This is a genomic window from Variovorax sp. Sphag1AA (assembly GCF_014192575.1).
Classification (GTDB): domain Bacteria; phylum Pseudomonadota; class Gammaproteobacteria; order Burkholderiales; family Burkholderiaceae_C; genus Variovorax.
The window spans coordinates 560474-580480 of sequence record NZ_JACHYC010000002.1 but is presented as its reverse complement, the minus strand read 5'-3'; the positions used below and the strand labels follow the sequence as shown (position 1 = coordinate 580480).

The 20007-nt window shown below is 66.6% G+C and carries 17 protein-coding genes; 1 reads left to right on the top strand and 16 read right to left on the bottom strand.

Annotated features, from left to right (window positions below):
- Positions 1-11: 11 nt before the first annotated feature.
- From FHW64_RS09270 to FHW64_RS09215, 12 genes are all read right to left on the bottom strand, one after another.
- Complete coding sequence (locus FHW64_RS09270) at positions 12-2528, bottom strand: ABC transporter permease (protein WP_184525299.1); 2517 nt, start codon at positions 2526-2528, stop codon at positions 12-14.
- A 55-nt stretch (positions 2529-2583) separates the two neighbouring features.
- Positions 2584-3447, bottom strand: coding sequence for a formate dehydrogenase accessory sulfurtransferase FdhD (locus FHW64_RS09265; protein WP_184525297.1), 864 nt, complete (start codon positions 3445-3447; stop codon positions 2584-2586).
- Positions 3444-3848 carry a hypothetical protein gene (locus FHW64_RS09260; RefSeq protein WP_184525295.1) on the bottom strand — a complete coding sequence of 135 codons (405 nt, stop codon included), beginning with the start codon at positions 3846-3848 and terminating at the stop codon, positions 3444-3446. Before FHW64_RS09260 ends, FHW64_RS09265 begins: the two co-directional genes overlap by 4 nt.
- Positions 3845-5035 carry a formate dehydrogenase subunit gamma gene (locus FHW64_RS09255; RefSeq protein ID WP_184525292.1) on the bottom strand — a complete coding sequence of 397 codons (1191 nt, stop codon included), beginning with the start codon at positions 5033-5035 and terminating at the stop codon, positions 3845-3847. The genes FHW64_RS09260 and FHW64_RS09255 overlap by 4 nt, the downstream gene beginning before the upstream one ends.
- Before the next feature lie 12 nt (positions 5036-5047).
- Entirely contained in the window at positions 5048-5299 is a 252-nt protein-coding gene (locus tag FHW64_RS09250) for a hypothetical protein (protein WP_184525290.1), read from the bottom strand.
- Complete coding sequence (fdh3B, locus tag FHW64_RS09245; RefSeq protein ID WP_184525288.1) at positions 5296-5916, bottom strand: formate dehydrogenase FDH3 subunit beta; 621 nt, start codon at positions 5914-5916, stop codon at positions 5296-5298. The genes FHW64_RS09250 and fdh3B overlap by 4 nt, the downstream gene beginning before the upstream one ends.
- Before the next feature lie 10 nt (positions 5917-5926).
- Positions 5927-8923: a formate dehydrogenase subunit alpha gene (locus FHW64_RS09240; protein WP_184525286.1), complete on the bottom strand. Its 2997-nt coding sequence runs from the start codon at positions 8921-8923 to the stop codon at positions 5927-5929.
- A gap of 17 nt (positions 8924-8940) precedes the next feature.
- Positions 8941-9165 (bottom strand): formate dehydrogenase, encoded by a 225-nt coding sequence (locus FHW64_RS09235; protein WP_184525284.1) that lies wholly within the window; start codon positions 9163-9165, stop codon positions 8941-8943.
- 118 nt (positions 9166-9283) lie between these two features.
- Entirely contained in the window at positions 9284-9901 is a 618-nt protein-coding gene (locus FHW64_RS09230; RefSeq protein ID WP_184525282.1) for a molecular chaperone, read from the bottom strand.
- Complete coding sequence (locus FHW64_RS09225) at positions 9898-12012, bottom strand: 4Fe-4S dicluster domain-containing protein (RefSeq protein ID WP_260303726.1); 2115 nt, start codon at positions 12010-12012, stop codon at positions 9898-9900. Before FHW64_RS09225 ends, FHW64_RS09230 begins: the two co-directional genes overlap by 4 nt.
- Positions 11936-12556, bottom strand: coding sequence for a DUF3306 domain-containing protein (locus FHW64_RS09220; RefSeq protein ID WP_184525280.1), 621 nt, complete (start codon positions 12554-12556; stop codon positions 11936-11938). Before FHW64_RS09220 ends, FHW64_RS09225 begins: the two co-directional genes overlap by 77 nt.
- Entirely contained in the window at positions 12549-13136 is a 588-nt protein-coding gene (locus FHW64_RS09215; protein ID WP_184525278.1) for a DUF3305 domain-containing protein, read from the bottom strand. The genes FHW64_RS09220 and FHW64_RS09215 overlap by 8 nt, the downstream gene beginning before the upstream one ends.
- A 203-nt stretch (positions 13137-13339) precedes the next feature.
- On the opposite strand from FHW64_RS09215, the gene FHW64_RS09210 reads away from it, so the two are divergent.
- Positions 13340-13864 carry a hypothetical protein gene (locus tag FHW64_RS09210; protein WP_184525276.1) on the top strand — a complete coding sequence of 175 codons (525 nt, stop codon included), beginning with the start codon at positions 13340-13342 and terminating at the stop codon, positions 13862-13864.
- Here FHW64_RS09210 and FHW64_RS09205 read toward each other — a convergent pair whose 3' ends face one another.
- From FHW64_RS09205 to FHW64_RS09190, 4 genes are all read right to left on the bottom strand, one after another.
- The gene (locus tag FHW64_RS09205; protein WP_184525274.1) at positions 13865-14230 is read right to left on the bottom strand and encodes an FHA domain-containing protein; all 366 of its coding nucleotides are present in this window, start codon (positions 14228-14230) and stop codon (positions 13865-13867) included. It lies immediately after the preceding gene.
- A 142-nt stretch (positions 14231-14372) separates the two neighbouring features.
- Complete coding sequence (locus FHW64_RS09200; RefSeq protein WP_184525272.1) at positions 14373-15275, bottom strand: LysR family transcriptional regulator; 903 nt, start codon at positions 15273-15275, stop codon at positions 14373-14375.
- The gene (fdhF, locus tag FHW64_RS09195) at positions 15257-18148 is read right to left on the bottom strand and encodes a formate dehydrogenase subunit alpha (RefSeq protein WP_184525270.1); all 2892 of its coding nucleotides are present in this window, start codon (positions 18146-18148) and stop codon (positions 15257-15259) included. Before fdhF ends, FHW64_RS09200 begins: the two co-directional genes overlap by 19 nt.
- Positions 18145-19977 (bottom strand): NADH-ubiquinone oxidoreductase-F iron-sulfur binding region domain-containing protein, encoded by a 1833-nt coding sequence (locus FHW64_RS09190; RefSeq protein ID WP_184525268.1) that lies wholly within the window; start codon positions 19975-19977, stop codon positions 18145-18147. Before FHW64_RS09190 ends, fdhF begins: the two co-directional genes overlap by 4 nt.
- Positions 19978-20007 lie beyond the last annotated feature (30 nt).

Here is a 20007-nt window from a genome sequence, read left to right as displayed (position 1 = left end):
GCTTCGACTTTCTATTCCGCCGCCTGCCGCAGGGTCGCGACGACCGGCCGGCGCAGCACTTCGCGCAAGCCCCACCAGCCGGCGGCCAGCGCCAGCACCGCGCCCGAGAGCGCACCGGCAATCGGCACCAGCGGCGAAGCGGTCCAGGTGAAGTCGAACACATAGCGCGCGAGCCCCCATCCGATCGCGGATGCAACGATGCTCGCGAGAAAGCCCGCCATCAGCCCGACGCCGGCCAGCTCTGCACGCTGCACCTGGCGCAGCAGACTGCCGCGCGCGCCGACCGCACGCATCACCGCGAATTCACGCGCACGCTCTTCGCGAGTCGCTGTGACCGACGCGAACAGCACCACCAGCCCCGCCGCCAGCGTGAAGCCGAAGAGGAACTCCACCGCGCGGATCACCTGGTCCAGCACGCGCTGCACCTGCCCGATCGTGGCGCTCATGTCGACGTTGGTGATGTTGGGATAGGTTCGCACGAGCGCGTTGTCGAAGCCCTTCACGTCCGGCGCGCGGAACGCTCCCATGTAGGTCACCGGCACGTCGGCCAGCTCGGGCACCGTGTACATCACGAAGAAGTTGGCGTGCATCGAACCCCAGTCCACCTTGCGAAGAGAGGTGATGCGCGCATCGTTCTGCAGCCCGCCGATGTCGAAGCGAAGCACGTCGCCGAGCTTCAGGCCCAGCGTCTCGGCCAGGCCCTCTTCCACGCTGACCTCGCCCGCTGCGCCCGGTGTCCAGGTGCCGGCGGTGATCATGTTGTGCGGCGGCGCCTCGGCACTGTTGCTGAGGTTGAACTCGCGGTCGACCAGCCGCTTCGCGCGGTCGTCGGCGTAGTCGTCGGGCGAAACCGGCCGGCCGTTGACCGAGACCAGGCGGCCGCGAATCATCGGATACCAGTCGAACTTGCGCACGCCGGCGTCGCGCAGCGTCTTCTGGAAGACATCGCTCTGGTCCGGCATCACGTTGATCACGAAGCGGTTCGGGGCATCGGGCGGCGTGGCCTTGCGCCAGCTCGACACGAGGTCGGTGCGCAGCAGCACCAGAAGAATGAGCGCCAGGAGCCCGACCGCTAGCGCGCTGACCTGCACCACCGCATACGCGGGTCGCGCCGAGATCTGTCGCGTGGCGAGCACCAGCCAGCGCGGCGCGGTCGTCTCGTTGACGCTGCGACGGAGCACCAGCACCGCGAGCCAACTCAGCAGTGCGAACACCGCCACCGCGCCCGCGAAACCGCCGACCGCGATCAGTCCGAGCTTGAGGTCGCTGCTCGCCGCGACCAGCAGGGCCGCAAAGCCCGCCACGCCCAGCGCGAGCACCGCGATCGACGCCGGCTTCAGGTTGCCGACATCGCGACGAATCACGCGCAGCGGCGGCACACGCGAAAGTTGGAGCACCGGCGGCAGGCCAAAGGCGAACAGCAGCGTGAGCCCCACGCCAAGACCGAATGCGACCGGCCAGATGGTGGGCGCGGGCAGCGCGTTCTCGACCAGCCCCGCCAGCAGCATCACGAAGGCGTAGTGCACGCCGAACCCGATCGCCACGCCGAGCACGCTGGCGATCACGCCGACCACGGCGAACTCGAAGGCATAGGCGCCGGCGATGGTGCGCTGGCTTTGACCCAGCACACGGAGCATCGCGCAGTCATCGAGATGCCGGGCGGCAAAGCCACGCGCCGCGAGCGCCACCGCCACCGCGGACAGCAGCGCGGCCAGCAGTGCGACGAGGTTCAAAAATTTCTCGGCGCGGTCCAGCGTCTGGCGCATCTCGGGCCGCCCGCTCTCGAAGGATTCAAGCCGTGCGCCGCGGACCTCGCCACTCTTGAGGATCTCGGCCGCCCAGTCGCTGAAGCGCTTGACCGCAGCCGCCTCACCCGCGACCGCGAACCGGTAGCTCACCCGACTCGCAGGCTGCACAAGGGCGGCGCGCTGCACGTCGGCCTGGTTGATCATCACGCGCGGCGCGAAGCTCATGAAGCCGGCGCCCCGGTCGGGCTCCAGCGTGATCACGCGGGCGATGCGCAGCCCGGCATCGCCGAGCAGCAGCGTGTCGCCGACCTGCAGGCCCAGCGCTTCGAGCAGTGAGCCATCGACCCAGGTGTCGCCGGGCGCCGGGATGTCGCGCGTCGTCTGCCCCGGCGCCGTGGTGTCGGTGCTGACGAGCAGGCTGCCGCGCAACGGGTAGCCCGCCGTTACCGCCTTGAGCGCCACGAGCTTGGTGGCGCCGCCCTGCGCATCGCTTGCGCGCGCCATGGTCGGAAAACCGTAGTTCGTGGTGGTTTGCAGGCCCAGCGCCCGCGCACGTTCGATGAAAGCGGCAGGCGTCGGGTTGTCGCTGGCGAGCACCGCGTCGCCGCCGAGAAGCTGGCGCGCATCGCGCTGGAGGCCACCCTTGAGGCGATCGGCGAAGAATCCGACTGCCGTCAACGCCGCAACGGCGAGCAGCACGGCCACGATGAGGAGCCGGAGTTCGCCCGCGCGTAGGTCGCGCCAAAGCGTGCGCCAGCCAAGGCGGAGGGAAGCGTTCATGGAGCGTGACGATAGCCGAGCGGCCAACGCCCGCCAAACTGAAGGACTTAGGCGCTCAGGCGGCCGTCGGCTGACGCGCGCCCGCCAGTTCGGGCTGGAGCAGCAGCCGCCCGGCGCCCGCGAAGCAGAGGAAGCGCCGGTTGGTCGCACGCCCGATGGCACACAGGCCGACACGGTTCGCCACCTCGTGCCCCATCTGCGTGATGCCGCTGCGCGAAACCACGACCGCGACGCCCATCTGCGCCGACTTGATGATCATCTCGCTGGTCAGCCGGCCGGTCGTGTAGAACACCCGCGCGCCGCTGAGCTCGTGTGCCGGCTGCATGGCGATCCAGCCGGCGATCGTGTCGATCGCGTTGTGGCGGCCGACATCCTCGACGAAACAGCGCATGCGCACGTCTTCGCCGCCACCGTCCAGCGTAAAGAGCGCGCAGCCATGGACCGACCCCGCGGACTTGTAGGTGCTCTCCTGGACGCGGATGGTGTTGACCAGCGCATAGAGCTGCGCCTGCGTGATGCGCGTGTCCGGCAGGCGCAACCGCTCGATGCCGGCCATCAGCTCGCCGAAGACGCTGCCTTGACCGCAGCCGGTCGTGACTACTTTCTTGGCGGTGCGCTCCTCGATCCGGTCGATGCCCGTATGCGTCCGCACAGCCGCGCCGCCCACCTCCCAGTCGACGGTGATGGATTCGACATCCGCGGCCGATTCGATGAGCCGCTGGTTCAAAAGGTAGCCCAGCACGAGCAACTCGGGCTCGGCGCCGAGCGTCATCAGCGTGACGAGCTCGCGGCGGTCGACGTAGACCGTCAGGTCCCGTTCGGCGGGGATGGAGACGATGCCGGGCTCGCCGTGCTCATCGACGATTTCGACCTCGCGCGTGAGCGGCGCCCGGGCCTTCGTCAGGCGCGGGAGCTTCACGGTTTGGTTGCGGGATGCGTCTCGGACGAGGGCTGGTTCGAGCTCGGTGGGGACACCGCGGTCGCCGCCGGCGAATGCGCGCCGGATGCCTCGATCGGCTTGGGCTCTTCGGGCGGTGCAAAGGCGAATGGGCCGGGATCTGTGCAAGCCGGCGTGGGCGTGGGCGTCGGTACGGGCTTGCCGGCGGCGACGAGGCCGTCGCGCACATGCGCCACGACCCGCTCCTGCGCCTGGCAGAGCTGGAAGGTGTCGACCTTGGCCGACCAGGCCGCCTTCTGCGCCGTTTCGGCGGCCTTGAGCTTGGCTTCCGGCGTCGCAGCCGGTGCAGCCAACCTGGCGAAGGCGGCTGGCGCGGCAAATACGCCGGCGAGCAGGCCGCAAAGGATCAGCGACTTCTTCATGAGGGACTTCCTTCGACACGCGCGCCGCCGACCGGCGCATGGGCCGCAGCCCGGGCCTCGGCGCTGCGCTGTGCCGGGATCTTGCCACCGGCGATGTCGTCGTACCAGAGCTCGTGATGCTCCTTGGCCCAGGTCTCGTCGACGTAGCCCTCGCGCATGGCCGAATAGGCGCCGCGCATGCCCAGCGTGCCGATGTAGATGTGACCCATGATCAGCGCGATCATGAGCAGCGTCGCCGTGGCATGGATCATGTGGGCGATCTGCATCTCGCCGCGGGTGTAGACGAAGCCCGGAAGCAACTTGTCCAGAAAAAGCCCGGATGCGATCACGAAGGTGCCGAGGAAGAGCACGCCACCCCAGAACACGACCTTCTCGCCGGCATTGAAACGGTGCGAGGGGGGCTCCCTGCCACCGAAGAGGCCGCCGCCCTTGCGAACCCACTTCATGTCGCCCTTTTGCGGCAGGTTGTCGCGGAAGAACGTGAAGATCATGAAGAGCGTGGTGAGGACGAACAGCGGTCCGACGAAGTTGTGGACCGTCTTGAGCACGTAGGTGAGCCAGCCGAACAGCGCGCCGCCGAGGATCGGCAAGAGGAAGAACTTGCCGAAGGCCATCACCAGGCCGGAGATCGCCAACACGATGAAGGCGATCGCGTTCGACCAGTGCGTCGCACGCTCGAAGGGGGTGAAGCGCTCGATCTTGCGGCCGGTTTCCCTTTCGTGCAGGCCGATCGTTCCGCGCGTGAAGTAGTAGATCGTCAACGCGAGCAGCGTCACGAAGAGCAGCGCGGCGCCGTAGGGAATGATCAGGTTGTTGCGCGTCTGCCGCCACGCTTCGCCAGCGTTGGTGTAGTACGAGCCCGGGTATTTCACGAAGCGCTGGATCAGGTTGCCGGCTTCCGGCGCCTGCTCGACCGGCAGGCTGCTGACGCCGGTGACGCCGCCGCTCACCTGCCGCCACATCGGCGCGTTGTTGCCGGGTTGGACGCGCTGGCGCTCGCCGTTGGTCTGCTCGAGGTAGCCGGGATCCTGGCTCGCGTCGGGCTTGACCTCGAAGATGTTCTGGCTGCGGATGCCGCTTTCGGCCTGGGGCTGGGCCGGGGCCGGGGACGGCGCCTGCGTCTGCGCGCCGGCCAGGCCGCAGCCTAGTGCCGCAGCAACGATCAGCGCGTTAAGCACGTGTCTCATACGGCCTCCGCCTCAGTTGATCCGCGTGTACTCGTTCTGGCTGAACTGCATGCGCGCCTTGAGATGCTGTTCCCAGGAGTTTCGGTCGCCCGGCTGCCATCCGCTGGCGGTAAAAGCGGTGCCGGTATTCGGCTGCGTGCCGCTGCCGGTCCATGGCGGCGCATCGAACCGCACGCCATGCTCGTTGGTTTGGGGCCTCTCGCCACAGGCGCCGAGCAGCAGTGCGCCGGCGATGACAACGGCGGTCGCGAATGCGCGCTTCATTTGGTGGCTCCATTCGTCGGCGTGCCGGCCTGGCGCGAACCGTAGGCGGTGCCCCAGCCCCAGACTTCCGCGCCCTTGCCGCGCTGGACCACGCGCGTGCGGAAGATGTCCGCGACCACATCGCCATCGCCCGCGAGCAGCGCCTTGGTCGAGCACATTTCGGCGCAGGCGGGGAGCTTGCCTTCCGAAAGGCGATTGCGTCCGTACTTCTCGAATTCCGCCTGCGAGCCGTTGGCCTCGGGGCCGCCGGCGCAGAAGGTGCACTTGTCCATCTTGCCGCGCGCGCCGAAGGTGCCCTGCGAGGGGAACTGCGGGGCGCCGAACGGGCAGGCATAGGAGCAGTAGCCGCAGCCGATGCACACGTCCTTGTCGTGCAGCACGACGCCTTCCTCGGTGCGGTAGAAGCACTGCACGGGACACACCGCCATGCACGGCGCATCGGAGCAATGCATGCAGGCGACGGAGATCGAGCGCTCGCCCGGCACGCCGTCGTTCAGCGTGACGACACGTCGGCGGTTCACGCCCCACGGCACTTCGTTTTCGTTCTTGCACGCGGTGACGCAGCCGTTGCATTCGATGCAGCGCTCGGAGTCACAGATGAATTTCATTCGGGCCATGTGATCTCCTTTACGCTCGTTCGACGTTGCAGATCGTCGTCTTGGTCTCTTGCATCATGGTCACGCTGTCGTAGCCATAGGTGGTCGAGGTGTTGATCGCCTCCCCGCGCACGATCGGGTGCGCGCCCTCGGGGTAGTAGGCCAGCAGGTCGGCGCCCTGCCAGTGGCCCGAGAAGTGGAAGGGCATGAACACCGTGTCTGGCCCCACGCGCTCCGTCACCAATGCCTGCACATTGAGACGCGCGCCCGTCGGCGTCATCACCCAGGCACGCTCGCCGTTGCGGATGCCCTTCTCGGCCGCGACCTTCGGATTGATCTCGATGAACATCTGCTGCTGCAGCTCGGCCAGCCACGGGTTGGAGCGCGTTTCCTCGCCACCGCCCTCGTACTCGACCAGGCGGCCGGAAGTCATGATGTAGGGGAACTTCTCCGAGATCTTGTCGGCGATGTTGCGCTGCTGCACGGTCTTGTACAGCGTCGGCATGCGCCAGAAGGCCATCTTGTCGTCGTGCGTCGGGTACTTCGCAGCGAGATCGGGCCGGGTGCCGTAGAGCGGTTCGCGATGCTGCGGGATCGAATCCGGGAAGTTCCAGACCGTCGCGCGCGCCTTGGCATTGCCGAAGGGATGGCAGCCATGGTTCTTCATGAACACGCGGATCATGCCGCCCGAGGGGTCGGTCTTCCAGTTCTTGCCGTCGGCCTTGGCCTTCTCGTCGGCAGAGAGCTCGTCCCACCAGCCGAGCCGCTTGAGCAGCAGATGGTCCAGTTCGGGGTAGCCGGTCGTGATGGCCGCGCCGAGCGAGTGCGAGCCGTCCTCTGCGAGCAGGTTCTTGCCGTTGCGTTCCACGCCGAAGTTCGCGCGGAAGTTGCCGCCGCCGTCCATCACATGCTTGGAGGTGTCGTACAGGTTCGGCGAGCCGGGGTGCTTGAGTTCCGGCGTGCCGTAGCAGGGCCACGGCAGGCCGTAGTAGTCGCCCGCGATGTCGTAGCCGTTGACCTTGTCCTTGACCGAGGCCTTGGCCTTGAGCGTGGCCACGTCGAAGGCCGACATGTTGCGCATGTGCGCCTGCAGGCGTTCAGGGCTCTGGCCGGTGTAGCCGATGGCCCAGCAGTTCTTGTTGATCTCTCGCAGGATGTCGTCGGGCACGGGCTCGTCCATGCCCTTGACCTTCTGCATCTTGTAGTTCTTGCTCAGCTCCTTGCCGAAGCCGAGGCGGTCGGCGAACTGCTGCATGATCATGTGGTCGCTGCGGCTCTCCCAGAGCGGCTCGATGACCTTCTCGCGCCATTGGAGCGAGCGGTTCGACGCGGTGCACGACCCGCTGGTCTCGAACTGCGTGCAGGCCGGCAGCAGGTAGACCGCGCGATTCGGGTTGAGGTCTTCCGCCTTGCCGGGCATGGCGGCCATCGCGGCAGTCGCGGACGGATACGGGTCGATCACCACGAGCAGGTCGAGCTTGTCCATGGCCCGCTTCATCTCGAGGCCCCGCGTCTGCGAGTTCGGCGCGTGGCCCCAATAGACGACGCCGCGCAGGTTCGAGTCCTGGTCGATCAGCTCGTTCTTTTCGAGCACGCCGTCGATCCAGCGCGACACCGTGATGCCGGGCTTGCTCATCATCGCGGGCGAAGCGTAGCGGCTCTTGATCCACTCGTAGTCCACGCCCCAGCTCGCAGCGAAGTGCTTCCACGAGCCTTCGGTCAGGCCGTAGTAACCGGGCAGCGAATCCGGGTTCGGTCCCACGTCGGTCGCACCCTGCACGTTGTCGTGGCCGCGGAAGATGTTGGTGCCGCCGCCGGAGACCCCGACGTTGCCGAGCGCAAGTTGCAGGATGCACGAGGCGCGCACGATCGCGTTGCCGATCGAGTGCTGGGTCTGGCCCATGCACCAGACGACGGTGCCGGGGCGGTTTTCATTGAGCCAGGTCGCGACCTTGAGAACCTGGGCCTCCTTGACGCCGCAGGCCTCCTCGACCTTGTCGGGCGTCCACTTCGCGAGCACTTCGGCGCGAACCTCGTCCATGCCGAAGACCCGGTCGTTGATGAACTTCTTGTCTTCCCAGCCGTTCTTGAAGATGTGATGCAGGATGCCGAAGAGGAACGGGATGTCGGAGCCCGAGCGGATCCGCACGTACTCGTCGGCCTTGGCCGCGGTGCGCGTGAAGCGCGGGTCGACCACGATCATCTTGCAGCCGCGCTCCTTGGCATGGAGCATGTGCAGCATGCTCACCGGATGCGCCTCGGCCGCGTTGGAACCGATGTACATCGCAACCTTGGCGTTGCGCATGTCGTTGTACGAATTGGTCATGGCGCCGTAGCCCCATGTGTTCGCAACGCCGGCGACGGTGGTGGAGTGGCAGATGCGCGCCTGGTGATCGCAGTTGTTGCTGCCGAAGAAGCTCACGAACTTGCGCAGCAGGTACGACTGCTCGTTGCTGTGCTTGCTGGAGCCGATCCAGTAGATCGAGTCGGGGCCGCTGGCCTTGCTGAGCTCCTTGAGCTTGGCTGTGATCTCGTCGAGCGCCGTGTCCCAACTGATGCGCTGGTACTTGCCGTTGACCAGCTTCATCGGGTAGCGCAGGCGGTATTCGCCATGGCCGTGCTCGCGCAGTGCCGCGCCCTTGGCGCAGTGCGCGCCGAGGTTGATTGGCGAATCGAACACCGGCTCCTGGCGCACCCAGACGCCGTTCTCGACCACGGCATCGGAAGCGCAGCCGACCGAGCAGTGCGAGCAGACCGTACGGCGGACTTCGACCTTGCCCGCGCCGATCGCGGTGGGCCGGCCGTCGGCCGCCCTGGCCTTGCGGATCAGCGTGAGCTGCCCGGCCGCGAGACCGACGCCGACGCCCAGTCCGGAGCGCCGCAGGAAGGCGCGCCGGTCCATGGTCGGCAGTGCGTTGGAGAGACCGCGCCGAAGGCTGTGCACAAACGATGAGCCGGCGTGGGAGGGGTTGGTGGCAGGCGAGGCAACGTCACGCGCGGCGCCGCTCGTCTTCTTGGTCAACAGCATGGGGTTCACCTCCGTCTTCAGGCAGACGCGGTCTTGTAGTAGCGCTTGACGTGCTCGCTCAGCGAATAGCCGCCACCTTTTTCCGGCGCGGGTTTGGGCTCGGGTGCGGCGGAGGCATCGGGCGAATCGACGACTTTGGGCAGCGCCGTGACGGCTGCTGCGGCGACACCAACCGTGGCGGCGCCTAGAAAGAATCCCCGACGGGATGCCGGCTGTGAACCGGGGGCTTGGCTGTCCTGCATGACGAACTCCAGGAGTGGCTGACGCACTGGTCAGATATGAAACCAGTTACATAAGTTCGGATAGTAGTCGAGACCCTAATGCCAGTCGTCCGAAAAATCCCCTGAGATTTCCCTGCTCTCATTCGAGCATGTCGAAACCCTGCGCCTCGACCTCGCCGAAAGCGCGCGTCAGCTCCGCCAGCGCGGCGTAGAAGCGCGCCTTCGGGTGCCGCGACACGGCATCGCACATGGTCGGCAACCACGACTGGATATGGGTCGAGAAGAACGCCCGCTGACGGGTCAGGTTGGCCACTTCGACGTCCTCGCCCGCGATCAGGTAGCGCATCACCTCGAACAGGAAGGCGATGTGGTCCTCGGTCTCGGAGACGGCCTCTTCGCGCGCAAGCCCGAGTTGGTCGAGGTCGTTGCGCAGCTTGGCGAGCGGCTTGTCGTTGAGAAAACCGCTCAGATAGTGCGAACCGAAGAGAAAGACCTCCGGCCGGCCGATGCCGCCGAAGAGCGCGTCGTATTCGTCGCCGATCGAGGCAGCGTCCATTTCGCGGCCGACGCCGACGAGGCGCCGCCACGGCTCCTCAAGGAAGGCGCCCGCGGCAGGCGCTTCGGTTGGCGCGACCCGGAAGGCTTCGTGCAGTTCCGAATCCGGCGCGGCATACCAGAGCCGCGCGAGCAAGCCGTAGAGTTCCGCGCGCGCGATTTCTTCGTCGAGGGCCGAGGTCGCTGGAAAGGTCTGGCTCATTGCTGTGTGATCTTCGTTTCGTCCTGCGAGCTGTAGAGGTCGATGACCCGGCAGTCGCTGCACATCTTGAGGCGCTCCAGCGCCTCGCCCTGGAACATCGCGTGGCCGGCCAGCTTGACGAGCATCGCCTCGATGGCCTTCTGCGTGCCGAAGGGCTTCGAACAGCGGATGCAGGCCCACGGCTTCGCTTCGTTGAGCACCACCGCCTGCTTGCGTGCGGGCGAGGCCAGCAGTCGTGGCACGAGATCGATCGCGTTTTCCGGGCAGGTGGTTTCGCAGAGCCCGCATTGAACGCAGTTCTTCTCGATGAACCGAAGCTGCGGCGAATCCCGGTTGTCCTGCAGCGCACTCGCCGGGCAGGCGCTGACGCAGGCGAGACAGAGGGTGCACTTGTCCTTGTCCACCGCGATGCTGCCGAAGGGTGAGCCCGCGGGCAGCGCAATCGCGAGCGACGAATCGGCCTGTGCCTTCAACACCGGCGACTCATCCATCAGATGGTCGAGCGCCAATTCGAGCGTGCCGCGCTTCTCCGCCCCGACCGCAAAGCGCGCGGCCTTGGACGGCACGACTTGCCGCGTCTCGCGCAAGGCAGCGAGTGCCTTGTCGAGCGCCGCCGAAGAAGCCGCCTCGATAAGCCTGAAATGCGTGCCCGTGTAGCCGAGGCCGTGCAGGAGCGCCTGTGCGATTTCCACCTGCTTCTTCAGCGCGTCGACATACTGCGGCGCCTCTTCACCGGTCAGCAGCACGCACACCTGCCGTGCGCCGAACGCCACCGCGCTCAGCCAGAGGTCGATACCGGTGCTCGCTGCGTGGAAGAGCGCGAGCGGAATCACGTTCGCCGGAACGCCTTGCGCCTTGCCGAGCTGAGCCGCCCGGCCAAGTTGCTCGATGAGCGCCCGACCGCCCTCCTCGCTGTGCAGCAACAGCGCCGCATCGCGTCCACCGGCGCCCGCGTAGGTCGACAGCAGCGTGCGCAACTTGCGCCCCTGGTCAGGCGTGCGCGGGTAGGTGTAGCCCAGCGCACCTGTCGGGCATACGGTGGTGCACGCGCCGCATCCGACGCAGAGGTTCGGGTTGACGACGATGCGCTGGCGCTCCTTGTCGCTGCTCACCGCATGGGCCGAGCACACATCGATGCAGGCGTTGCAGCCCACCACTTCGTTGCGGCTGTGCGCGCAGAGCTTCTGCTTGTAGTCGAAGAACTTCGGCTTCTCGAACTCGCCGACCATGTCGCGCAGGCGCAGAAGTGTCTGCGCACCCTTCGCGTTCGACAGACCCCTCGGTAGATGGAAGTAGCCCTGCGGCGGCGCATGCCAGTCGATGAGCGGCACGTCCCCGAGGTCGAGGACGAGATCGAAGGCACCGTCCTGCTGCTCCGGCGTCCTGTCGAAGCGGATGGCTCCGGCCACGGCGCAGGCGCGCTCGCAGTCGCGGTGCGATGTGCATTTCGCGATATCGATCTGGTAGTCGAGCCCGATGGCCTGCTCCGGGCAGGCGCTGACGCAGGCATTGCAGCGCGTGCACAGGTCGAGGTCGATCGGGTTGTCGTGTGTCCACTGGAGCTTGAACGCGCCGAGCCATCCGGCCAGCGCATCGATGCGCCCGGCGATTACCGGCCAGCGCCGCTCCTGCCCACCACCCGCAACACCCGGACCACGCGAAAAAATGGTCACGTCGAGCGCGTCGGCAACCAGCGCGGCAGCCTGTTCGGCTTCATCGATCGGCCCGACGATCAGCAGGCGGCCCTGGCTGGCGTAGCTCACGGTCGAGACCGGTTCGGGCTCGGGCAACCCGGCAGCGGCGAGCAGCGCCGCGATCTTCGGCATCGCGCCTTTAGCGTCACGGCTCCAGCCGCCGGTCTCGCGGATGTTGACAAAGCGGATCGGGGAGGTCGCTCCGGGCGTCTGCTGCGCGAGTTCTCCGAAGAGTCTTTTCTCCTGCGTGCACGCCACGACCACGTCGTCGCCGGACTGGATCGCTTGCTGGAAAGAAGGCGCTTCGCGCCGGCAGAGTGCCGAGCGCAGTGGCAGGGATTCAGTCAGCGCTGCCCCGAGCGTCTTCGGCTCGAGGGGCATCGTCTGGTTGCAGTCGCAGATCAGCGTCGTGGTCATTGGTCTTTTGGCTGGCGGGTTGCGCATCGGCAACCGGCGGGCTGGGAAGATCCCCGGAATGGCCGGACTGTGCCACGCCGACCAATCCATCACCCTTGGGAGTTTCTTCGGGGTGCGTGGGGTCTTCGTCGAAAAGCTTCAGAAACTTCGCGCTGGCCATCTGGCGCAGCGCGCCCTCGGGTAGCGGCGAGGGCTTGGAATAGTCGTCGATGTAGGTGTCGAGTCCATCCATCACGTTGAATTGCGGATCGGAGAAGAGCTTCCTGAAGGCGGCGTTGCGGACTTCCGGCGCCACGTTCTGCGCGACGAAGGGACGGAAATCCGAATCGATGCCGAGCGCCTTCACATCCTCCAGCGTGAGCGGTTGTGTCTCGACGGCCTCGGGGGGAAGTTGCTCGCCGGGGATTTCAAGCTCGCCCGCTGGCGGCGCTGCCGCTCCACCCGGCAGCGGTTCCGCCTGCGGCTTCAGGGGTTCGTCCGGCACCTCCCCCTCACGCGCCTGCTGCTTGCGGCGCGACCAGCGATCGAAGAAGCCCTCAGACATCGCCGGCTCCCCGGCCGCGCGGCTTCTCGGTGGAGACGCTCACTGCGTTGCCGAAGCGATCGGTCAGAGAACGGAAGCTCTCCGGCCGCTTTCGACGCTTGGGCTCGACCACGTAGTGTTCGTCGACGAAGGCGCGCAGCCAGGTCACGACTTCCGGTGGCGCCGGCACCTGCTCGACGGTTTCCTGCGCGTCGAGCCACCGGCCCGCCTCGTAATAGCTGAGCGTCACGACCACCGGACGCGGGATCGGCTCGGCGGCCACGGTGGCTTCCTCGTCCATCCGCCAGAGCACGAACCAGCAGGGGGCCGGCGACGAGACGTTCAGGTGGTAGCCCTCGGCCTCGTCGCGGAACAGTTCGACCTTGAATCCAGGATGCAGCCATCGCTGCTCCTCGTCGTCTTCGTGCAAAAGGCGCGGCTCGCGGCCGAAACCGGGTTCGTCAGGCACGACCTCGCCGAGCGTCCAGCGCCACGGCTGCCAGTGGCTCGACGGCCCGTGCAGGCGTTCGCGTCGCATCACGACCGCGACGTCGAGCGGGGCGGCATGGCCCGCAGGGGGTTGAATTTCGGATTGCGCCATGCGCCGGACGATAGCCGATGCGTCAGAGGCGACAGGCCGTCGCGGAAATGGGCTGATCGAAGGTAACAAAGTAGTACCGTCTGTAGTACTTTTGTGACAAAGTAGTCACTAAATCTGAAACCTAAGTTCTCATTTTTTTGAAACCGCGGTGATATGCGTTTCAATAGAGCCATTCACAGAAAGTAACAAAGAAGGTCCTGCACATGAGCTACTACGACTGCGATTTCGCTCCCGGCGCCCTCGAGGTCACGGTGTCGGACCTGCTCATCGCTACGCCGGACTTCTGCGATCCGCTGATCGATCAGGGCGTCCACCAGGTGCTGAAGCTGTTGCGCGAGCAACAGGGCATGGACGCCGCCTTCGCCTGTGAAGTGGTGGACGGCCAGCGCGTGACGCACCGTTCGCAAATGACGCTGCGCGCGCAGTTCATCGACGAGCAGGCGGAACCGCTGGAAATGGCGTTCTGCCGGCAAGTGCTCAACGCCCGCGTGCCGGCCGGCTGCTACCTCAGCGCGCCGGTGGTAGTGAACGGCGGGATCTACGGCACCCTGTATTCGTTCAGCTTCAACCCCGATCCGGCCCTGGAGGCGCGCGATCTCAAGAAGCTGGAAATGGCCGCGCAACTGGCGGCCCGGTTGATCAGCGAACGCCGTCCGCGGCCCGCAGCGCCCGTCGCGCAGAACACGGCGGCGCCGGTGCAGCACCGCAGCGAGGCGCACGCCGCCTGATCAGCGCGAAGGGACGAGCTGGAGAAAATCGTCCGCTGCGGGCATCAGCCGCAGCGCATCGACCGGCACTTCGACGCGCCGGTTGCACAGGAAGCGAAGCTGGCAGTCGCCGACGAGGATCACGTCGCCGTTGGTCAGCTCGTGCGCGCGGACCCGCTCGCGATTCACATAGGTGCCGTTGCGGCTGCCCATGTCGGTGAGGATGTAGTGCTCGCCGGTCCACTGGATGGCCGCGTGATGGCGGCTCACCCGGTCGCTGTCGATGCACACGTTGTTCGAATGCGAGCGCCCGATGGTGGTGATCGGACCCGCGAGGTTGACCTGCCGCACGCTGCCGTGCCGGGCCAGGATGATCAGTCTTGCCATTCCACTTCCTGTAGTTCGTTTGACTTGCTTCGAAGCTTAGGCCGGCAAGTCCAAACCGAAAGACAGAAACAGAAGGCTTAATCCCGCGCATTTCGGCCCGCGCGGGTCAGTCAAAGGCATTCCTTCACGAACCGGCGGTCAATCACCGGGCCGACTTGCCCTCCCGGCCGAAGCGCATTTCCAGAAAGTCGAGCAACGCGCGCAAGGCGGCGCTGTTGTGGCGCCGCTGGAGATAGGCGGCCGACAGCCACATGTCGTTGCGGGTGTAGGCCTGCAGCACGGGGACGAGCTCGCCATGATCGATGTGCGGCTGCACCAGCATCTCAGGCATGTAGATGAGCCCGAAGCCCTGCAGCGCGACCTGGATCAGCGCCGCGGATTCGTTGGCGTCCATCCGTGTCTTGACCTGGACGTCGAAGGGCTTGCCGTCGACTTCGAAACGCCACTGCGGATGCGGGCCCAGCCTCGAATGCGTCAACGTATCGTGCTCGGTCAACTCGCTCGGATGCGCCGGCTTGCCGTGCTTCTTCCAATAGATCGGCGAGGCGCACACCACCAGGCTACGGCGCGCGAGCTTGCGCACGATCAGGTTCTCGTCCTCGATCGGGCCGAAGTGCAGCGCCAGGTCGATGCCCTCCTCCGCCATGTCGATGTTGCGGTTGGTCAGGTGCAGGCTGATGCTGACGTCGGGGTAGTGGCCCATGAACTCGCCGACGAGCTTCGGCAGGTCGCCATGCCCCGCCCCTAGCGGCGCCGACAGGCGCAGGCGGCCGGTCGGCCGGCTCGCGTGCTCCTGCACTTCGGCCTGGGTGTCCTCGAACATTTCCATCATCGGCTTGCTGCGCTCGAGCAGCAGCGAGCCGGCATCGGTGAGGCTCACCGCCCGCGTGGAGCGGTTGAGGAGCCGCACGCCGAGCCGCGATTCGAGCTCGGCGATGTACTTGCTGACGGTGGCTTTGGAGACGTCGAGCTTGCTCGCGGCCCGGGAAAAACTGCCGTGGGAGGCGACTTCGCGAAAGGTTCTGATCAGGTCGAGGCTGTCCATGACTGGGGTGGATTGTCCCCTGTCGCGCCAGTTCCGTAACCCGCTGCCGGCATCGGCACACCTCCGCGCTCGACCTTCACCGCGCAGTACTTGAACTCCGGGATCTTTCCGAAGGGGTCGAGCGCCGCGTTGGTCATGAGGTTTGCGGCCGCCTCGTAGTACGCAAAAGGCACGAACACCGCGCCGTGCGGCGTGCCGTCGTCGCGGCGCACATGGATCGCCACTTCGCCGCGACGCGAGCGGATGGTGATGACGTCGCCCGGCTGAAGGCCCATCGCCTCCAGGTCGGCCTGGTTCATCGAGGCGGTCGCCATCGGCTCCAGCGCGTCGAGCACCGTCGCGCGGCGCGTCATGCTGCCGGTGTGCCAATGCTCGAGCTGCCGGCCGGTGATGAGCACGTACGGGAAGTCGGCATCGGGCCGCTCGGCGGCCGGGATGATGTCGGCCGGCACCAGCTTCACGCGGCCGTCGGCGGTCGGGAACCTCTCGATGAAGACGGTCGGCTGGCCGGGATCGTTCTCGCTCAGGCAGGGATAGGTCACGCTCGATTCACGCTGCAGGCGCGCCCAACTGATGCCGCTGATCGCGGCGTGCATTGCCTGCCGCATTTCCTCGTAGACCGCCGCGACGCCTGATTCCTCGCCTTCGTAGCTCCAGGGCAGGCCCATGCGGGTGGCGATCTGCTGAATGATCCAGAGATCGGGCTTGGCATCACCCGGCGGATCGAGCGCGCGCTTGCCGAGCTGCACCATGCGGTCGGTGTTGCTCACGGTGCCGGTCTTCTCGGGCCACGCGCTCGCGGGCAGCACCACGTCGGCGAGCCATGCGGTCTCGGTCATGAAGATGTCCTGCACCACCAGATGCTCCAGGCTCGCCAGCGCGTGCCGTGCGTGGTTCAGGTCGGGGTCGCTCATGGCCGGGTTCTCGCCCATGATGTACATGCCACGCACCTTGTGCGGATCGCTGTCGGGTGCAAGCGCCTTGTGCATGATCTCGACGACCGTGTAGCCGGGCTTCTCGTCCAGCGGCATGCCCCAGAACTTCTCGAACCACGCATGCGCGCCCGCGTTGTCGACGCGCTGGTAGTTGGGGAACATCATCGGGATCAGCCCCGCATCGCTCGCGCCCTGCACGTTGTTCTGGCCGCGAAGAGGATGCAGCCCCGAGCCGGGCTTGCCGATCTGTCCGGTGACGGTGACCAGCGCGATCAGGCAGCGGGCGTTGTCGGTGCCGTGCACATGCTGGCTCACGCCCATGCCCCAGAGGATCATGGCGCCCTTGGCGGTCGCGAAGGCACGCGCGACTTCGCGCAGCGTCTCGGCCGGAATGCCGCAGATCGGCGCCATTGCCTCGGGGCTGTAGCCCTTGACGTTCTCGCGCAGCGCCCCGAAGTTGTTCGCGCGATCACGGATGAAGGCCTCATCCACCAAGCCTTCGTCGATCACCGCATGGATGAGCGCATTGAGCATGGCGACATCGGTGTCGGCCTTGAACTGGAGCGTGCGCCACGCATGCTTGCTGATGTCGGTGCGACGCGGGTCGGCCAGCACGATCTTCGTGCCGCGCTTCGCAGCGTTCTTCATCCAGGTGGCGGCCACCGGATGGTTCGCGGTCGGGTTGGAGCCGATCACGAAGATCAGGTCCGCGTGCTCGACATCGTTGACCTGGTTACTCACCGCGCCCGAACCCACGCCTTCGAGCAAGGCCGCCACGCTCGACGCATGGCACAGCCGCGTGCAATGGTCGACGTTGTTGCTGCCGAAGCCGGTGCGCACCAGCTTCTGGAAGAGATACGCCTCTTCGTTGCTGCCCTTGGCCGAGCCGAAGCCCGCCAACGCCTTGCGGCCGTGCGTGTCGCGCAGGCCCTTGAGCTTGCCGGCGGCGAGCGCCAGAGCCTCTTCCCACGTCGCCTCGCGGAACGCTTCGCTCCAGTCACCGGGGCGCGGTGCATCGTCGAAGGTTTTCGGCACGCCGGGCTTGCGGATCAGCGGCTTCGTGAGCCGTTGCGGGTGGTGCGCGTAGTCGAAGCCGAAGCGCCCCTTCACGCACAGCCGGCTGTGGTTGGCCGGCCCGTCGCGACCATCGACGCTGACGATCTTCTCGTCCTTGACGTTGTAGGTGATGAGGCAACCGACGCCGCAGAACGGGCACACCGAGTCGACCTTGCGATCCACCTGCTGCGAACCGATGTGGCTCTTGGGCATGAGCGCGCCGGTCGGACAGGCTTGCACGCATTCGCCGCAGGCCACGCAGGTGCTGTCGCCCATCGGGTCATCGAGGTCGAACACGATCTTCGAGTCTTGTCCGCGCAGTGCGTAGCCGATCACGTCATTGACCTGCTCCTCGCGGCAGGCGCGCACGCAGCGGTTGCACTGGATGCAGGCGTCGAGATTGACCGCCATCGCCGGATGCGACACATCGGCCGCAGGCTGCTCGCGGCGCAGCGCCTTGAGTTCGGGCCGGACCGCGATATCGAGCTTCGCCGCCCATTCGCTGAGTTCGCCATGCTGCAGGGTGGCGTCGTCGCCGATCCACTTGTAGCCCTGGTCGGGCATGTCCGAGAGCAGCATCTCGACAACCATCTTCTGGCTCTTGAGCGCGCGTTCGCTGGTTGCCTGGACTTCCATGCCTGCCGCAACGGTCCGGCAGCAACTCGGCGCCAAAGTGCGTTCACCCTTCAACTCGACCACGCAGGCGCGGCAATTGCCGTCAGGACGCAGGCCTTCCTTGAAACAGAGATGCGGAATATCGACTCCGTGACGCTTCGCGGCCCGAAGGATGGTCTCGCCTTCAAGGCCTTGCACGGTCTTCCCGTCGAGCTGGAACTCGACCGTCTGCGGCAGCAATTCGGCAAGCGTGGCAGGCGCGTTCATGCGGCGATCTCCTGCGGAAAGTACTTCTGGATGCAGCGGATGGGGTTGGGTGCAGCTTGCCCCAGTCCGCAGATGGACGCATCGCCCATGACCTGCGCGAGGTCTTCGAGGGTGGCGTTGTCCCAGGCCGGCGCCTCCATCAGCGCCGCCGCCTTCGCAGTGCCAACCCGGCACGGCGTGCACTGGCCGCAGCTTTCGTGCTCGAAGAAGCGCATCACGTTGAGCGCCGCATCGCGCGCGCGGTCATGCTGGCTCAGCACCATCACCGCCGCGGAGCCGATGAAGCAGCCGTGCGGCTGCAGCGTGTCGAAGTCCAGCGGAATGTCGTTCATGCGCGCGGGCAGGATGCCGCCCGACGCGCCGCCCGGCAGGTAGGCGTAGAGCGCGTGGCCGTCCAGCATGCCGCCGCAGTATTCGTCGATCAGCTCCTGCACCGTGATGCCCGCTGGCGCGAGCTTCACGCCCGGCGACTTCACCCGCCCGCTCACGCTGAAGCTGCGCAAGCCCTTGCGCCCATGGCGGCCGAAGGAGCTGAACCATTGCGGCCCCTTCTGCACGATGTCGCGCACCCAGTAGAGGGTCTCGAAGTTGTGCTCCAGCGTCGGGCGGCCGAACAGGCCCACCTGCGCGATATAGGGCGGACGCATGCGGGGTTCGCCGCGCTTGCCCTCGATGCTTTCGATCATGGCGGACTCTTCGCCGCAGATGTAGGCGCCCGCGCCGCGACGCAACTCGATGTGCGGCAGCGGGCATGGCGGGTCGGCCTGGAGCTTGGCGAGCTCCGCCGTCAGCAGTTCGCGGCAGTCGTGGTACTCATCGCGGAGGTACAGGTAGCAGGCATCGATGCCCACGATGCGGGCGGCGATCAGCACGCCTTCGAGAAAGCGATGCGGATCGCGTTCGAGGTATGCGCGGTCCTTGAAGGTGCCGGGCTCGCCCTCGTCGATGTTGACCGCCATGAGCTTCGGCGCAGGCTGGTCGCGCACGATGCGCCACTTGCGTCCGGTCGGGAATCCCGCACCGCCCAGGCCGCGCAGGCCCGAGTTCTCCATGGAGCGGATCACGGTTTCGGCTTCCTTGTCGTTGCCGACCAGGGCGGCCGCCAGTTGGTATCCGCCGTGTGCGCGGTAGGTCGCGTAGTCGGTGTAGGCGGGCCGGACCTTGAGCGCATCCGGCAGGGGCGAGACGCTTTGTTGCGCGAGCTCGGAGGGTTCGAATCGCGCGACGGATCGCCCGCCAGGCGAGTGAGCCTGCAGCGATTCGCCGGAAAGGACCGTGGCGATGACCTTGTCGGCCGTTGCGAGCGGCACCGCTCGCTGATGCACCGCCACCGCGGGCGCCTGCTCGCAGCGGCCGATGCAGGGCGCGGGGATCACGCGGACGTCGCCGCGCCCGGCCTGCCCCAGCAGTTCGGGCAATCGCGCGAGCAGGTCTTTCGCGCCGGCCATCTCGCAGGAGAGGCTTTCGCACACGCGCACCGTCAGGCCCGGAGCCTGATCGTCGCCGCGCACGACTTCGAAGTGGTGATAGAAGCTCGCGACCTCGAACACCTCCGCCATCGGAATGTTCATGAGCTTCGCGAGGGCGACCAGATGATGGTCGTGCAGGCAACCGTGAGCGTCGTTGATCTTGTGCAGGTACTCGATCAGCAGGTCGCGGGGATAGCCGTCGCCCGGAGGTGGCCCGATGAGTCCGCCTACCTCGTCCAGCGAGGCCTCCTCGGGCTGGCGGCCCTTCAGCTTGCTCTTTCGCCGGATGCGCTCGCGCAGCTGCTCGGGCGTTGCGACGGCGACTTCCCTGATCTTTTCTTCGGTGCCTGGGTATTTCATTTGCCTCGGCGGAGCGCCCGGCGTGCGGCC

Excerpts from the sequence above, each read along its gene's own strand:
- FHW64_RS09250 (WP_184525290.1), bottom strand. The coding sequence starts at position 5,299 with ATGAAGCGCGCATTCGCGACCGCCGTTGTCATCGCCGGCGCACTGCTG.
- FHW64_RS09190 (WP_184525268.1), bottom strand. The coding sequence starts at position 19,977 with ATGAAATACCCAGGCACCGAAGAAAAGATCAGGGAAGTCGCCGTCGCA.
- FHW64_RS09210 (WP_184525276.1), top strand. The coding sequence starts at position 13,340 with ATGAGCTACTACGACTGCGATTTCGCTCCCGGCGCCCTCGAGGTCACG.
- FHW64_RS09230 (WP_184525282.1), bottom strand. The coding sequence starts at position 9,901 with ATGAGCCAGACCTTTCCAGCGACCTCGGCCCTCGACGAAGAAATCGCG.
- FHW64_RS09255 (WP_184525292.1), bottom strand. The coding sequence starts at position 5,035 with ATGAGACACGTGCTTAACGCGCTGATCGTTGCTGCGGCACTAGGCTGC.
- FHW64_RS09200 (WP_184525272.1), bottom strand. The coding sequence starts at position 15,275 with ATGGACAGCCTCGACCTGATCAGAACCTTTCGCGAAGTCGCCTCCCAC.
- FHW64_RS09240 (WP_184525286.1), bottom strand. The coding sequence starts at position 8,923 with ATGCTGTTGACCAAGAAGACGAGCGGCGCCGCGCGTGACGTTGCCTCG.
- FHW64_RS09235 (WP_184525284.1), bottom strand. The coding sequence starts at position 9,165 with ATGCAGGACAGCCAAGCCCCCGGTTCACAGCCGGCATCCCGTCGGGGA.
- fdh3B (WP_184525288.1), bottom strand. The coding sequence starts at position 5,916 with ATGGCCCGAATGAAATTCATCTGTGACTCCGAGCGCTGCATCGAATGC.
- FHW64_RS09205 (WP_184525274.1), bottom strand. The coding sequence starts at position 14,230 with ATGGCAAGACTGATCATCCTGGCCCGGCACGGCAGCGTGCGGCAGGTC.
- fdhF (WP_184525270.1), bottom strand. The coding sequence starts at position 18,148 with ATGAACGCGCCTGCCACGCTTGCCGAATTGCTGCCGCAGACGGTCGAG.
- FHW64_RS09270 (WP_184525299.1), bottom strand. The coding sequence starts at position 2,528 with ATGAACGCTTCCCTCCGCCTTGGCTGGCGCACGCTTTGGCGCGACCTA.
- FHW64_RS09260 (WP_184525295.1), bottom strand. The coding sequence starts at position 3,848 with ATGAAGAAGTCGCTGATCCTTTGCGGCCTGCTCGCCGGCGTATTTGCC.
- FHW64_RS09225 (WP_260303726.1), bottom strand. The coding sequence starts at position 12,012 with ATGACCACGACGCTGATCTGCGACTGCAACCAGACGATGCCCCTCGAG.
- FHW64_RS09220 (WP_184525280.1), bottom strand. The coding sequence starts at position 12,556 with ATGTCTGAGGGCTTCTTCGATCGCTGGTCGCGCCGCAAGCAGCAGGCG.
- FHW64_RS09215 (WP_184525278.1), bottom strand. The coding sequence starts at position 13,136 with ATGGCGCAATCCGAAATTCAACCCCCTGCGGGCCATGCCGCCCCGCTC.